The organism is Opitutus sp. sgz309028 (assembly GCF_059821195.1).
In genome coordinates, this window is sequence record NZ_JCAMRR010000002.1 from 1,309,677 (window position 1) to 1,325,100 (window position 15,424).

At 64.6% G+C, this 15,424-nt stretch carries 11 protein-coding genes; 9 read left to right on the forward strand and 2 right to left on the reverse strand.

The window, feature by feature from the left end; genetic code table 11:
• The first annotated feature begins 34 nt into the window (after positions 1-34).
• From AC6RV7_RS11155 to AC6RV7_RS11195, 9 genes are all read left to right on the forward strand, one after another.
• On the forward strand, positions 35-595 hold the full coding sequence (locus AC6RV7_RS11155; RefSeq protein WP_500094054.1) for a MarR family winged helix-turn-helix transcriptional regulator: 561 nt from the start codon (positions 35-37) through the stop codon (positions 593-595).
• 55 nt (positions 596-650) lie between these two features.
• Positions 651-1,781 (forward strand): efflux RND transporter periplasmic adaptor subunit, encoded by a 1,131-nt coding sequence (locus AC6RV7_RS11160; RefSeq protein WP_500094055.1) that lies wholly within the window; start codon positions 651-653, stop codon positions 1,779-1,781.
• 110 nt (positions 1,782-1,891) lie between these two features.
• Positions 1,892-5,041 carry an efflux RND transporter permease subunit gene (locus AC6RV7_RS11165; RefSeq protein ID WP_500094056.1) on the forward strand — a complete coding sequence of 1,050 codons (3,150 nt, stop codon included), beginning with the start codon at positions 1,892-1,894 and terminating at the stop codon, positions 5,039-5,041.
• 6 nt (positions 5,042-5,047) lie between these two features.
• The gene (locus AC6RV7_RS11170) at positions 5,048-6,391 is read left to right on the forward strand and encodes a TolC family protein (RefSeq protein ID WP_500094057.1); all 1,344 of its coding nucleotides are present in this window, start codon (positions 5,048-5,050) and stop codon (positions 6,389-6,391) included.
• 137 nt (positions 6,392-6,528) lie between these two features.
• Positions 6,529-9,504 (forward strand): hypothetical protein, encoded by a 2,976-nt coding sequence (locus tag AC6RV7_RS11175; RefSeq protein ID WP_500094058.1) that lies wholly within the window; start codon positions 6,529-6,531, stop codon positions 9,502-9,504.
• Positions 9,505-9,555: 51 nt separating this feature from the next.
• Entirely contained in the window at positions 9,556-10,368 is an 813-nt protein-coding gene (locus tag AC6RV7_RS11180; protein WP_500094059.1) for an ABC transporter permease, read from the forward strand.
• Positions 10,365-11,381 (forward strand): polyamine ABC transporter substrate-binding protein, encoded by a 1,017-nt coding sequence (locus AC6RV7_RS11185; RefSeq protein ID WP_500094060.1) that lies wholly within the window; start codon positions 10,365-10,367, stop codon positions 11,379-11,381. Before AC6RV7_RS11180 ends, AC6RV7_RS11185 begins: the two co-directional genes overlap by 4 nt.
• Positions 11,382-11,439: 58 nt before the next feature.
• On the forward strand, positions 11,440-12,309 hold the full coding sequence (locus tag AC6RV7_RS11190) for an ABC transporter permease (RefSeq protein ID WP_500094061.1): 870 nt from the start codon (positions 11,440-11,442) through the stop codon (positions 12,307-12,309).
• Complete coding sequence (locus AC6RV7_RS11195; protein WP_500094201.1) at positions 12,309-13,391, forward strand: ABC transporter ATP-binding protein; 1,083 nt, start codon at positions 12,309-12,311, stop codon at positions 13,389-13,391. Before AC6RV7_RS11190 ends, AC6RV7_RS11195 begins: the two co-directional genes overlap by 1 nt.
• A 5-nt stretch (positions 13,392-13,396) precedes the next feature.
• On the opposite strand, the gene proC is transcribed toward AC6RV7_RS11195, so the two are convergent.
• Both proC and AC6RV7_RS11205 read right to left on the reverse strand, forming a co-directional pair.
• The gene (gene proC, locus AC6RV7_RS11200) at positions 13,397-14,218 is read right to left on the reverse strand and encodes a pyrroline-5-carboxylate reductase (RefSeq protein WP_500094062.1); all 822 of its coding nucleotides are present in this window, start codon (positions 14,216-14,218) and stop codon (positions 13,397-13,399) included.
• Between the two features lie 39 nt (positions 14,219-14,257).
• The gene (locus AC6RV7_RS11205; RefSeq protein ID WP_500094063.1) at positions 14,258-15,394 is read right to left on the reverse strand and encodes a hybrid sensor histidine kinase/response regulator; all 1,137 of its coding nucleotides are present in this window, start codon (positions 15,392-15,394) and stop codon (positions 14,258-14,260) included.
• Between the last annotated feature and the right edge of the window lie 30 nt (positions 15,395-15,424).

Consider the following 15,424-nt stretch of genomic DNA (forward strand, 5'->3'; position numbering starts at 1 on the left):
TTATCAGCCGCCTTATCTTTTTCGCCGTCGTTTCATGCCGTTTCTGCTGATCAAGAATCTGCCGCGTTACGAGTGCCTCTTGGAGGCCTCGAAGCTCTTTCCCGACATGGATCCGTCGGCGACGGAGGCTTTCCTGCACCTGATGCAGGCGGGAGATGAGGCCTTTCGCCTGGTTGACTCACATTTGGCGGAACATGGCATCTCGCAGGGGCGTTTCATGGTGTTGATGCTCTTGCTCAACAAGCGCACGAACTGCCCGCACCCGCGCACGCCCGCGGAGTTGGCGGATCTGGCGCACGTCACCCGCGCGACGATCACCGGTTTGATCGACACGCTCGAGCGCGACGGGTTGGTGCGTCGCGAGCCGGATGCGAAGGATAGGCGCATGATGATCGTGTCGCTGACCCCCAAAGGCGGCGCGGTGCTTGAAGCGATTCTCCCGCCGCATTTCCAGCGTATGGCGGCCTTGATGGAGCCGCTGTCGCACGAGGAACGGAAGATGCTCGTGCAGCTGCTCGGCAAGATCATGCAGCGGGCGACGAAACTCGCCGGCGATGCGGGACCTTCCGCCTCGGTCGCGGCCGCTTCTCCCTGAAACCCTTTTTCCCGACTTCAACCTCAACCACACACTGCCCGTCCCCCCGTCTGTTATGTTAAAGAAGTTCACGCTGACCACCCTTGGAGTCATTGCCATCGTCGGCTCACTGGTCGGCATCAAGATGCTCCAATTCCGTGCCATGGGCGCCGCCGCGGCGAACATGGTCATGCCGCCCGAGACTGTTACTGCCTTCGCCGCCCGTCAGGAAGCCTGGCCCAACATGGTGCCTGCCACCGGCACCGTCACCGCCGTCCAGGGGGTGATGATCGGAGCGGAAATGGCCGGCCAGGTCACCAAGATCGCGTTCGAGGCCGGCGCGCGCGTCAAGGCGGGCGACCTGCTCGTTCAGCTCGACACGTCGACCGAGGAGGCGCAGCTCCGCGCCGCCGAGGCAAGTGCGGATCTGGCTCGCGCCAATTCCGACCGCGCCCGTGACCTGTCGCAGAAAGGCACCATCTCGCAGGCGGAACTCGACGCCGCCGAGGCACAGTTCAAACAGGCGAAGGCCCAGGCCGACGGCATTCGCGCGGTGATCGAGAAGAAGACCATCCGTGCGCCGTTCGCCGGCCGGCTCGGTCTGCGCCAGGTGAACCTCGGCCAGATTCTGCGCGAGGGCGATCCGATCACGACCCTGCAGACGCTCGATCCGGTGTATGTCAATTTCTCGATTCCGCAGCGGCGTCTTTCCGATCTGGATACGGGTGCTTCGGTCCGAGTGACGACCGACGCCGCCAGCGGCGTCGTGTTCGAGGGCAAGATCAATGCGATCAGCCCGGAGGTCGACCAGGTCACGCGCAATGTGCGGGTCCAGGCCACCGTTAAAAATCTGCAGGAGCGCCTCCGCGCCGGCATGTTCGCGAAGATCGAAGTCGTGCTGCCAACCCAGAACGATGTGCTGGTGATTCCCGCCACCTCGGTGCTTTACGCGCCCTACGGCGATTCCGTTTTCATCATCGAGGAGAAGAAGAACGAACAGACCGGCAAGGCCGAGCAGGTCATCCGCCAGCAGTTCATCCGTCTCGGCGAGGCGCGCGGCGATTTCGTCGCGGTGACCGACGGCGTGAAAGCGGGCGAGAGCGTGGTTACGAGCGGGGTCTTCAAGCTTCGCCCCGGCATGGCCGTCGTCGTCGACAACACGCTCGCTCCCGACGCGAAACTGCAGCCGACGCCGGATAACACCTAAGCGCTCGTTACGCTCTCCCGACCACTGACCTCCCTCGCTCGCACCCGACCGTTGCGCGCCGTCGTCCCGCTGTTGGCGTCCGCCTCGCCCGTCGCCCGAGCCTAGCTCCCATGAAATATTTCACCGACATCTTCATCCGCCGGCCCGTGCTGGCGATCGTGGTCAACCTTGTGATCATCATCGCCGGTGTGCAGGCCTGGCGCACGCTGAACGTGCGGCAATACCCGCGCAGCGAAAACTCCAGCGTCAACATCACCACCGTCTACGTCGGCGCCAGCGCCGAACTCGTGCGTGGCTTCGTCACCACGCCGCTCGAGCGCGCGATCGCGTCCGCTGACGGTATCGAATACGTCGAATCGAAGAGCCTCCAGAGCTTCTCGATGATCACCGCACGTCTGAAGCTCAATTACGAGCCGACGAAGGCGCTCGCCGACATCACCGCAAAGGTGAACCAGGTCCGCAACGATCTGCCGCCGGAGGCGGAAGTCCCGTCGATCAGCGTCGAGTCCGCCGACTCGCAGTTCGCGTCGGCGTATCTGAGCTTCTCGTCGGACATCCTCTCGCAGGCGGAAATCACCGATTACCTGACGCGGGTCGTGCAACCGCGACTCGCGGCCTTGCAGGGCGTGCAACGCGCCGAGATCCTGGGCGCGCGCACCTTTGCGATGCGCATCTGGCTGAAGCCCGATCAGATGGCGGCGCATCACATCAGCCCCGCCCAGGTCCGCCAGGCGCTCGCGGCGAACAATTACCTCGCGGCCGTCGGCAGCACGAAAGGTTCGTTGGTGCAGGTGAATCTCACGGCCAACACCGATCTGCACTCGGTCGACGAGTTCAAGCGGATGGTCGTGCTGCAACGCAACGACACGCCGGTGCGCCTCGAAGACATCGCGGACGTGCAGCTCGGAGCCGAGGACTACGACACGCAGGTGCGTTACTCGGGCCAGACGGCCGTGTTCATGGGCATTTTCCCGCTGCCGAACGCCAATACGATCGACGTGGTCGGGCGCGTGCAGACCGAGCTCGACGAAATCAAAAAGGATCTGCCCGGCGGTCTCGAAGCGAAGATCGGCTACGACGCGTCGGAATACATCAGCAAGGCCATCAGCGAGGTGTCCCACACGTTGATCGACACGCTGATCATCGTGGTCGTGGTGATCTTTCTCTTCCTGGGCTCGATGCGCTCGGTCCTGGTGCCGGTCATGGCGATTCCGGTTTCGCTCATCGGCGGCGTGTTCCTGATGCAGGTTTTCGGTTTCACGCTCAATCTGCTCACCCTGCTGGCGATCGTGCTCTCGGTCGGTCTCGTGGTCGACGACGCGATCGTCGTCGTGGAAAACGTCGAGCGTCACCTGCGCGAAGGCCGCACGCCGCGCGAAGCGGCGATCATCGGCGCGCGCGAGCTGCTGGGTCCGGTCATCGCGATGACGATCACGCTCGCGGCGGTCTACACGCCGATCGGTTTGCAGGGTGGCCTCACCGGCGCGCTCTTCCGCGAGTTCGCACTGACGCTGGCCGGGGCCGTCACCATCTCGGGCATCGTGGCCCTGACGCTCTCGCCGATGATGTCGGCGCACCTCCTGCGCAGCGCGGCCGAGGAGGAGCGCGGTTTCACCGGCTGGGTGAATCATCACTTCGATCGCCTGCGCCAGGCTTATGGCCGGGTGCTCGGCTACACGCTGAATTCGCGTCCCTATGTGTATGCGATCTGGGTCGTGGTCAGCTTGCTCACGATCCCGATGTATATGTTCTCGCCCAAGGAGCTCGCTCCGACCGAGGACCAGGGCGTGATCTTCGGCATCATCAACGCGCCGGCCAACGCCACCGCCGACTACAAGGCGCTCTACGGCAAGGCGGCCGAGGCGGCATTCCTCAGCACGCCCGAGGTCGATCTCACATTCCAGATCATGCTGCCGCCGTCGGCGGGCGCGGGTTTGGGTGCGGACGGTTTCTCCGGCATGGTGGTGAAGCCGTGGCAAGCGCCCCGCGAACGCACCACCACGGAGATTCTTCCGGAGGTGCAGGCGAAGCTGGCGGCGATTCCGGGTATCCAGATGTTTGCGACAACGCCCTCGGCGCTGCCCGGCGGCAGCAACTTCCCGGTCGAATTCGTCATCGCCTCCACCGCGGATTCCGAGCGTCTGCTCGAGTTTGCGCAGAAGATCTCGATGCGCGCGATGGAGAGCGGAATCTTCTACTTCCCGCCGCAAATCGACCTGAAGTATGACCAGCCGCAGGCGGAGGTCGTGATCGATCGCGAGAAAGTCGCGACGCTCGGCCTCAACCTCACGCAGGTCGGCGCGGACCTCGCGTCGGCACTCGGCGGCAACTACGTCAACCGCTTCAACATCGCGGGCCGCAGCTACAAGGTCATCCCGCAGATCGAGCGGATCGACCGGTTGAACCCGGAGCAGCTGGAAAACATCTACATCAACGGACCCAGCGGCGAGCTGGTGCCGCTGAGCGCGGTGGCGAGCATTCAGAACAAGACCGTGCCGCGTTCGCTCAACCGTTTCCAGCAGCTCAACGCGGTGAAGCTCTCGGGCATGACCAATCGCACGCTCGATCAGGCGCTGAAGGTCCTCGAGGAGGCCGCGAAGGAAATTCTCCCGCCCGGCTATTCCATCGATTACACCGGCGAGTCGCGCCAGCTGCGGCACGAGGGCAACAAGTTCCTGCCGGCCTTCACCCTCGCGGTCGTGCTGATCTTCCTCGCGCTCGCGGTGCAGTTCAATTCGTTCCGCGACCCGCTCGTCATCCTGCTCGGCTCCGTGCCGCTCGCGATGTTCGGCGCGCTCGTGTTCTCGGTCCTGAAGATGCCGAATCCCAATATGCCTTTCTGGACGAACGGCTGGACCACCACGCTCAACATCTACGCGCAGGTGGGACTCGTGACGCTGGTCGGCCTGATCGCGAAGAACGGCATTCTGGTCGTGGAATTCGCCAACAAGCTTCAGGAAGAGGGGCGTTCGAAATTCGAGGCGGTGCATGAGGCGGCGATGACCCGTTTGCGCCCCGTGTTGATGACCTCCGTGGCGACGATCGCCGGCCATTTCCCGCTGACGCTCGTCACGGGTGCCGGCGCGGCGGCTCGCAATTCGATCGGCCTTGTGCTGGTTGGCGGTATGACGATCGGCACGATCTTCACGTTGTTCGTCCTTCCTTCGATCTATATCCTGATCGCCAAAGATCACCGGGCTCTTGCCCGCAAGTCGGCCACGGAGGCTGAACTTGCCGGCGCTCCGAGCTTTGCCAAATAATCCCTTATGAAGTCAGTTCGCTCCTTGTTTACGCCGGCCGTCGTGCTGGCGGCCCTTGCCTTGGCAGCGAGCCCCGTCGGGGCCGCTCCCGCCGCCCAGCCGCCGCCGCCCGAGCCGGAGACCATCGATCTGAAGACGGCGATTGGCTACGCGATCGAAAACAACTTCGCGATCCGGCAGGCGCGCGAGCGCATCCGCCAGCAGGAAGGCGTTCTGCTCGAGGTGTCCGCCCAGTCCATTCCGAATGTGGGCGCCAGCGGCGCGTTTCAGCTCAACGACAAGCAGATCTCCCAGTTCAATCCGCCCACCGACCGGGCCTGGTCGCTCAACGTCACCGCGAGCCAGGCATTGTTCGCGGGTGGTGGGATTCGCTCCTCGATCCGCAGCGCGCAACTGGCCCGCGAGGCGGCCATCCTCGACCTGAAGGCTGTCATCAACCAGGCGCTCCTCCAGGTGCGCACCGCCTACTATGCGGTGCTCCTGAGTCGCGACCGCATCACCGTGCAGGAGGAAAATCTCCGCCTGCTGGAACAGCAGCTGAAGACGACCACCGATCGTTTCGAGGCGGGCACCGTGTCCGGTTTCGAGCGGTTGCGCGCGGAAGTGGCCGTGGCCAACGCCAAGACGCCGCTCATCTCCGCCCGCAACGACTACCGTCTGGCCATCGAGGGTCTGCGTCAGGCTCTTGGCTTGACCGCCCGGCGTGCGGACGGGCAGCCGCCAGAGGTGGTTGGCACGCTCGACTACACGCCTTCGGACTTCGACCTGCCGTCCGCCACGCAGGCGGCGCGCGCGAATCGTCCCGATCTCCAGCGTCTGGCCAAGCTGGCCGACGCGAGCGAGCAGGGGGTGATCACGGCGCGTTCGGGGTATTTTCCGACGGTGGCCGTGGTCGGCGGCTGGCAGATGCGCAACGGCCGGCGCGATCCGTTCGAGGACCCGCGCGATGGCGCGTATGTCGGGCTGCAGTCGGATTGGAACATCTTCGACGGACGCGCGACCCGCGGTCGCGTCGCCCAGGCTCGCTCCATCGTCGAGCAGACCCGGCTGACGCTGGTCGAGAGTGAGATCGCGGTCGAGGTGGACGTGCGCCGCGCTTATTCCTCCTGGCAGGAGGCGAATGAGCTCGTCGAGGCTTCCGGTCGCGTCGTGGAACAGGCCCAGGAAGCGGTTCGCCTGGCGAATGCCCGCTACACCGCCGGCACCGGCACGCAGCTCGATGTCCTGCAAGCGCAGGTCGAGCTCACCACCGCCCGCAGCAATCAGGTCCAAGCCTACTACAACTACAATGTCGCCATCGCGAGCCTTCGTCAGGCCATGGGTCTGACGGATGCACTCGTGACGGAGTAAGCGCACCGCGGATTGACGCTTCCCCCGGCCGGACCGGGGGAGCGTCGATTCAGGAGGCGCGGCTGGCGGATGCTCGCCGCGCGCTCTTTTTCATTACCCTTCGCAACTCGCGAACTTAGCTCGTGTCTTCCGCTTCGATGAAACCCGTTCGCGTGGCCCTGATCGTCACCGGCGTTGTGGTCGCGTTGGTGCTGATCGCACTTTTGATTGCGTTCAGCACCTCGTTTCAAACGTGGGCGGCGCGACGAGCGCTGGCCGGACAGCCCGATTTACGCGGCAACGTCGGCGAGGTCTCGGCCGGGTGGCGCCACGTGGAGATTCGCGATCTGCATCTCGAAAAAGATGGCGCGGTCCTCACGCTGCCGGCGCTCGATGTCGAGCTGCCGCTGCTCTCGGCCGGCTTGCGCGATCGGGTGCTGGTGCGGCGTCTCGTGGCGAAAGGATGGACACTCGATCTCTCCAAGCTGGACCCTTCCGCGGCGACGCACGCGGCCGCGGCTCCGGTTCTGAACCGTGGTTTTTCGTTTCTCTCCTCGGCGATCGCCGCCGAGCCGGCCGCGCAACTGACTGCACCAGCCGCGGCCCGCGCCTTCGACGGTGTGTTTCCGCTGCTGCAACTGCCCGTGGATCTCGCGCTGGAAGAGGTCGTGCTGCAGGGCGAAGTGATCCTGCCTCCCGCTGCTGGACAACCCGCGCCGCGGGTCCAAGTCAGCGTGACAGGCGGCGGACTGGCCGCCGGTCGAACCGGCACCTTCACCGTTGAAGCAGCCGCTGCGCAGCCCGACGGCGGCACGCTGTCGCTGCACAGCGCGGTCAGTGCGCAGATGGACACGCCCCGGACGTTTGCGACCGTCGCGATGAAATCGCAGGCCTCGGCCAGCGGCACGCAGTTTCCCAGCGGCGTGCATCTCGACGCGGATTTGTCGGCGACCCGCAAGGACACGGGCGAGGATTACGGGCTGGCCATGTCCTCGGCAGGCAAACCGCTCGCCGACATCAAAGCGGAGTTTCTGCGCGCGGCCGCCCGACTGAACGGAACGTGGAAGATCGATCTGCACGATGCCGATCTCCGGCCGTTCGCGCTCGGCAAACCGCTGCCGACGTTCGGCGCGCTGGGGGAGGGGACCTTTGAAACCGGGACGTCCTTTGACGAGATTCGTGGACGTGGCTCCCTCAAAGGCTCCGTGGACGGACTCGAAGTCCTGCAGCCCGAGCTTTCCGCCATCGGCGCGGTGAGTTTCAACGCCGACTTCGACGTGTTGCAGCATGGCGACGCGCTGCGGGTGGAGCATTTGAACGCCCTCGCGTCGGCGCCTGAGCCGGTGGCGACCGTGCGGGCGCTGCAATCGTTCGAGTTCAATTTAAAAACCGCCGAGCTGCGCGTGGCGGATCCCGCGCAGGATCTCGTGGGTGTTTCGTTCGCCGGTGTGCCGGTGGGATGGATGAATCCGTTCCTCGACGGACTCCGCGTGAGCGGCGGGAATATTCGCGGCGAATTTGTCGCGGGCGCGCGCGAGGGCGGGCTGGCATTGCGCCCCCGCGGCCCGTTGGAACTCCAGCACGTTTCCGTGGAGAAGGAGGGCGAACCGCTCCTGCGCGACGTCGACATCAGCCTGACGGCCTCCGCTGACTATACGCCGGCCGGCTGGCAGGCGGAAATCGTGCGCCTCGACGTCCGCAGTGAGGGCGCCGCGCTCTTCACGCTGGACGCGAAAGCGGGCCAGCTCGCCAGCGCCGGCAAGGTCGTGAAAGCCACCGGTCGCTGGAGCGCGGACCTGCCGCATTGGCTGAGTCAGCCGGTGCTCGCGGGGCAGCTGCAGCTCGCGCGTGGACTCGCGCAAGGGGAATTCTCCGCAAGCCTGGACGGCACGCAGGCCTTGGAGGCGAAGATCAACCTCACCGATCTCGTCGGGCCGGACCAACAGGTCATGCCCACGATCGGCATCGAGGTGCGCGCCGATATCGCGCCCAACGGGAAGGCGACGTTCAACGTCCCGCTGGCGTTTACGCAGGGTCCTCGCAAATCCGACTTGCTGATCGCGGGCACGCTCACGCCCGCCGGCGATGTATCCAATATAGACGGACGCATCACCGGCGACACGGTCTATCTCGACGACGTGCAGCTGTTGCTGCTGTTGCTGCCGGTGGAGTCAGCGCCGGCGGAGAAGCCGAATGAGTCCGGCGGCACGGAGCCGTTTTGGAACCAGGTGCGCGGGCAGGTCGCGCTGTCGTTGAAGAAGGTGATCTACGGTGCGGATTTTGTGGTGAGCAACATGGGCGGCACGCTTCGAATCGATGCGGCGGCCTTGAAATTCGAGAATGTGCGCGCGGCGTTCGGCCCCGAAAGCGATCTCAAACTGGACGGCGGGTTGTCGTTCAACGCGCAGGCCGCACAGGGTTATGCGCTGTCGGCGGATTTGTTGCTGAACAACTTCGACACCGGACCGATGTTCAAGGCGATCGATCCCGCGAAGCTGCCGACCGTGGAGGCGCGCGTGAATGTGGCGAGTCACGTCAGCGGGCGGGGCGCGACGCTCGGCGAGGTCGCGGAGCGGGCGCAGGGCCGGTTCCAGCTGTCCAGCAAGGGTGGAGTTTTTCGCGCGTTGGCCACGGTCCTGCCGGCGGAGCGCTTGCAGGCGACCCAGTCGGCGCTGGCGATCGTCGGTGGATTGCTGGGCGGATCCACGGGCGAAACGGTGAATTCTGCCTCGGAGATCGTGAAGATGCTTTCGGAGATTTCTTTCGATCAGCTGAACCTCAAAGCGGAGCGCGATGCCACGCTGAACCTCGTGCTGCAGGATTTCACTCTGATCTCGCCCAACGTTCGGCTCGGGGGCGCCGGCGTCGTGACCTATGTGCCCGGAAAACCGCTGCTGCAGCAGGCGCTGGACATGCAGGTGTCGCTCGGCGCGCGTGGCCGGCTCGGCGAGCTCTTCGGCCAGTTGAAGATGTTGAAGCCCGAAAAGGATCCGCTCGGCTACAGCACGCTGACGACGCCAATCAAGATCGGCGGCACGCTCGCCAGCACGGATACGAGCGATTTGCGAACGAAGCTGCTGAATCTCGCCCTCGAGAAAACCGGACTGGAGAAGATCCTCGGCGGCGGAAAGTAGCCGCGCCTGTGCGCTTGCGCTGTCGCGGAGCTCCGCAAATCTCGCGGGCCGATGTCCACGCCGCCGCGCTTTCGTCGTTTCACGGGCCTTCGTCTGGTCCGGGGCGTGTTTGCGTCGTGGACCGTGGTCGTGTTCGCGTTCCTCTATCTGCCGATCGCAGTGCTGATCGCGTATTCGTTCAACACGTCGCGGCTCAATCTCGTCTGGGAAGGCTTCACGCTGAAATGGTATGAGCAGCTCGCGAACAACGCGCCGCTCATGCGCGCGCTGAAGAACAGCCTCGTGGTCGCCAGCCTCACGACCTTGATCTCGGTCGTCGTCGGCACCGTGGGCGCATGGCTGCTGCACCGCTACCGATTCCGCGGCTCGCGCGCGATTCAGACGCTCGTCGGCGTCCCGATGATGATGCCGGAAATCATCATGGGCATCAGCCTGCTGGTGTTTTTCGCGACGATCGGGATGAAACTGGGCTTCGCCACGGTCGTGATCGCGCACGTCACGTTTTGTTTTCCGTTCGTGCTCGTGGCGGTGCAGGCGCGACTCGCCGGCCTGGATCCCGCGCTGGAGGAGGCAGCGCTCGATTTGGGAGCGACGCCGCTGCGGGCGTTCTGGTCGGTGACTGTGCCGTGTTTGCGGCCGGCGATTCTGTCGGGGGCGCTGATGGCGTTCACGCTTTCGATGGACGAGGTGATCGTCACGTATTTCACCGCCAATCCCGCCTCGACGACGCTGCCGCTGCGGGTGTTTGGCATGGCGAAGATCGGGTTGAATCCGATGCTGAACGCGCTCTCGGCGCTGTTTGTGCTGTTCGCTGTCGCGTTGGTTTTATTTTCCCACCACCTCAAGAAACTCCACCGCTCATGAAACTCCTCCGCGCGCTTTCCTCCGCCTTGCTGCTGGCCGCCTCGACGGCCGGAGCGGCTCCGGAACTGAACCTGTTCGCCTGGTCCGAATACGTGCCGCAGTCGGTGATCAACGGCTTCACCAAGGAGACCGGCATCAAGGTGAACTACGAGACCTTCGCTTCCGGCGAGGAAATGCTCGCCAAGCTGCTCGCCGGTGGCGGGGACTACGATCTGATCCAGCCGCCGGACTACATCGGGGAGACCCTGATCAAGCACAAGCTCCTCGCCCCGCTCGACGCCGGGCAGCTGCCGAATTTGAAGAACATCGCGCCGGAATTTCTCGGCATGCCGCACGATCCGCAGCAGCGGTTCACCGTGCCGTATATGATCGGCACCGTCGGCATCGTGGTGAACACCGCGGTCGTGAAAGAACCGATCCGCGGCTACCGCGATGTCTTTCAACCGAAATTCAAGAACCGCATCGTCGCCGTGAACGACAACCGCGAGTTGGTCAGCTGGGTGCTCGTCACGCTCGGCCTCGATCAAAACGACATCACGCCCGCGAATCTCGCGAAAGTCCGTCCCGTGCTCGCCGAATGGATCAAGCTCGTGAAGGTCTTCGATTCCGACAGTCCCAAGACCGCGCTGTTGAGCGGCGACGTCGATCTCGGCGTCGTCTGGAGCGGCGAGGCCGCGCGGCTTTACGAGGAGGACAGGAAGTTCGCCTACATCCTGCCGGTGGAAGGCGCGCACCCGTTTGTCGACGTGCTGGCGATTCCGGCCGGGGCGAAGCACCGCGACGCGGCGCATTCATTTCTCAACTACATCCTGCGGCCGGAGGTGAGCAAACTGATCTCCGACGAGTTTCCCTATACGAATCCGAATCTCGCCGCGCGCCAGCTGCTCACCCCGGAGCAGCTCGGCAATCCGGCGAGCTACCCGAAGATCGAGAAATACAATACGTTTCGCGACATCGGCAAAGGCGCGGCCGCCATCGATCAGCTCGTGACGGATCTGAAGAGCGCGCAGTGAGGAGCGAACGACGACGTGCGTCACGATCGCGGAAGCCATCCCGCCAGCGCGAGGAAGCATGAGCGCGGATGACGTCACGATGATGGCGCGGCGACGACCAGGTTGGGCGGCGTGGCTGATGCTCGCGCCGCTCTTGCTCTGGCTGGCGGCGTTCGTCGTCGTGCCGACGGGTATTCTCGCGTTCTACAGCTTTTGTCAGCGCGACGAGCTGGGCCGGGTGGTGTTCAGCTTTTCGCCCGAGAGCTATGCGCGCGTGTTCGATCCGGTTTATCTGCGGATCTTCGGCCGGTCGATCTGGTATGCGGCGCTGACCACCCTGGTGTGCATCGGGGCGGGCTTTCCGGTCGCGTGGTTCATCGCGCGCGTATCCGAAAAATGGCGTCACCGGCTGCTCCTGCTGGTGATGATTCCCTTCTGGACCAGTTTTCTCATCCGCACGTATGCGTGGATCACGATCTTGAAAAGCGACGGCTTGCTGAGCGCGCTGCTCCAGTATGCGGGATTGATCGCGGCCCCGCTCGAGCTGCTTTACACGCCGGTGGCGGTCGTGATCGGGCTGGTTTACACCTATCTGCCGTTCATGATCCTCCCGATCTACAGCAGTGCGGAAAAGCTCGACGGCTCGCTGCTCGAGGCGGCGCATGATTTGGGGTGCGGACCGTGGCGTGTGTTTTGGGAAGTCGTGGTGCCGTTGACGAAGCCGGGGTTTTACGCGGGCATCCTCCTCGTGTTCGTGCCGGCGATCGGCATGTTCGCGATCACCGACTTGATGGGCGGCGCGCGGGTGCCGATGATCGGCAACGTGATCCAGAATCAGTTTTTCCAAGCGCGGGACTGGCCCTTCGGTGCGGCGCTCGGCGTGGTCTTCACGCTGATGTTCGTGGTGAGTTACTGGCTGCTGCAGCGCCGCGGAGCGGGCGCGACGTGATGACGCCGATGGTCGAGCTTCGCGGCGTGACGAAGCGCTTCGGCGCGTTTGCCGCCGTCGAGGACGTGAGCCTCGCGGTGCGCGCCGGGGAATTCCTGACTTTGCTGGGACCTTCCGGCTGCGGGAAAACCACACTGCTGCGGCTGATCGCGGGCTTCGAAACACCGGATGCGGGTGGCGTGTTTCTCGGCGGTCATGATGTCACGGATACGCCGCCGTATCGCCGGAACGTGAACCAGGTTTTTCAGAGCTACGCGTTGTTCCCGCATCTCACGGTGCGCGAGAACGTGGCCTTCGGGCTGCGCATGCAGAAGACGCCAGCGGCCGAGCGCGAGCGGCGGGTGAGTGAGGCGATTGCGCTGGTGTCGCTCGACGGTTTCGAGGAGCGGAAACCGCACCAACTTTCCGGCGGCCAGCGGCAGCGCGTGGCGCTCGCCCGCGCGCTCGCGCCGCGGCCGGAGGTGCTGTTGCTCGACGAGCCGCTCTCGGCGCTGGACGCCAAGTTGCGGCAGTCGATGCAGCTCGAGTTGAAGCGCCTACAACGCCAGCTCGGCGTGACGTTCATTTTCGTCACGCACGATCAGGAGGAAGCGCTGACAATGAGCGACCGCATCGCGATCGTGAATCGCGGGCGGATCGAACAGCTCGGGACGGCGCAGGACATCTACCATGCGCCGGCGACCACGTTTGCCGCGGGCTTTGTGGGACAATCGAATCTCTTGCCGGCGGAGCTGCTGGCGCGCGACGAGGCAACCGTGCGCGTGCGCATGGAGGGCGGTCTCGAGTTGCAATTGCCCGCGAGTTGCTGGCCGGCGGCGGCTAAGCGCGTGGTGCTGTCGATCCGGCCCGAGAAGTTGCACGTCTCGAAAACGCCGGTCGTGGCCGAGATCTCGTTTCCCGCGCGCGTGGAGGAGGAAATCTTCAAGGGAGCGGTGGATCACCTGACGTTGATCACCGATTCCGGATCGAAGTTCGAGGCGGTGGTGGCGAACGAAAGCGCCCTGCTGGAAGCGATCCACCGCGGCGATCGCGTCCATTGCGGGCTGCACGCCGACGATCTGGTCGTGCTGCGGGCGGATTGAGCGTGTCAGTCTGCGGAAAGCTCGGCCGCGCGATCCTTGGCGGCGAGCAGCGTGTCGCGAAGGAGTCCGCGGAAATTTCCGGCTTCGAGTTTCTTCAAGCCCGCGAACGTAGTCCCGTTGGGCGAAGTAACCTGATTGCGTAGAATTTCGGGATCAACTCCGCGGTGCGCGAGCAGCTTGGCGGCGCCGAGTGTGGTCTCGAATGCGAGTCGCAGGGCGACATCCGGCGGCAGGCCGCCAGCGATGCCGCCGTCGCGGAGACCGGCGACGAATTCGAAGAAAAAGGCCGGGCCGCTGCCGCTCAGCGCCGTGACGGCGTTCATGTGTTCCTCGCCGATTTCAAGATGGGAACCGCAGGCGCCGAGCAGCGATTCGACCGCGGCGCGATCCGCGTTTTCCAGCGCGCGGAGGGCGCAGTAAGGTGTGATGCCGGCGCCGATCGCCGCGGGCGTGTTCGGCATGGTGCGCACGAGATTGCGGGCGCGGGGAAAAGTTTTCGCGAGGGTGGCGAGCCGTTTCCCCGCCAGGACGGAAATCACGAGCTTGCCCGCCGTAAGGTCCGCGAGTCGCGGGTCGGCGGCGGCGAGGTGCTGCGGTTTGAACGCGACGATCACGACGTCCGCGGCGCCGAGCAGATCCTCCAGCGACGAAGCCAGGCGGATGCCGGTGCGTTGCGCGAGCGTGGCCGCGGTTTGGCCCTGTCCGCCGAGGCACGCGATGCGGGTGCGCGCGGAGGAATCGCGGGCGATCAGGCCATCCACGATGGCGGCGGCCATGTTACCCGTGCCGAGAAAGGCGAGGCGGGAGGTCGTCGATGAAGGAGACATGCGGAAGATCGGGCGGCCTCTTGCCGGCGCGACGCGCGATCAGGCCTCGGTGGCGGGACGGCGCGGCTTGCGCGGCTCGAGTGGATGAACCAGGACGGCGCACGCACCGCCGCCGTCGCGGTCGATCACGCTCGCTTCGCCGCCGAGGTTGCGCAGGGCGTGACGCGCGATGGTGAGACCCATGCCGACGCCGACGGTGTGCTTGGAGCTGATGAACGGCTCGAAAACGTGATCGCGGATTTCGGGGTCGAGTCCGTGGCCGGAATCCTCGACGCGAATCTCGATGAGTTTGCCCTCGTCCGGCTTTTCGACGAGTCGCGTGCGAATCGTGATCGGGCGTGGATCGGTGGGCCGGTTGTCGTAGGCTTCCCAGGCGTTGATCAGCACCTTGGAGAGGACCTCCTCGAAGACTTCGTAGTTCGTGTCGAACACGAGCTCGCCGAGCGGATTGTCGATCGTGACCGGCGCCGTGAGCTTATACTCCGAGCGAAACCGCGCGATGCTGCTTTCGAGCAGCACCTGCAGATTGCCCTTCGAGAGCGGCGGCCGCGATTTCACCACCAGCGAGCTGAGCTGCTTGATGATCGAAACGATGCGGTGCACGGCTTCCTCGACGTGCAGCGCGTTCTTTTTCACCTGCTCGGGCTTGTCATAGTAGGCCTTGATCAGGTCGAGGTAACCGATCACGACGCCGAGGAGATTGTTCAGATTGTGGGCGATGCCCTGCGTAACGGCGCCGATGGTTGCGGCGCGGCGCGCTTCCACGAGGCGGCGCTGCAGGTCGACCATCTCGCGATTGATCGCGACGAAGCGCAGCTGCGTTTGCACCCGCGCGAGGGTTTCGTCGAGGTCGATGGGTTTCGTGATGTAGTCGACGGCGCCGACGCTGAGGCCCTCGATCTTTCCTTCCTTCGACGTGCGGGCGGTGATGAAGATGATCGGAATCGAGCGCGTCTGCTCGTCGGCCTGCAGCCGCTGGCAAACCTCGATGCCGTCCATGTCGGGCATCATCACGTCGAGCAGGATGAGATCGGGCTTCTCCTTCTTGACGTAGTCCAGCGCCTCGAGGCCGTTGTAAGCGGCGGCGACCTGGATGCCCTCGCGCTCCAGCTTTCGTTTCAACAGCTGGACGTTGATGGGCTGATCGTCGACGACCAGGATTGAAGGGGCAGCCATTCGCGCGAGCTAAAGGAATTGAGGATACAG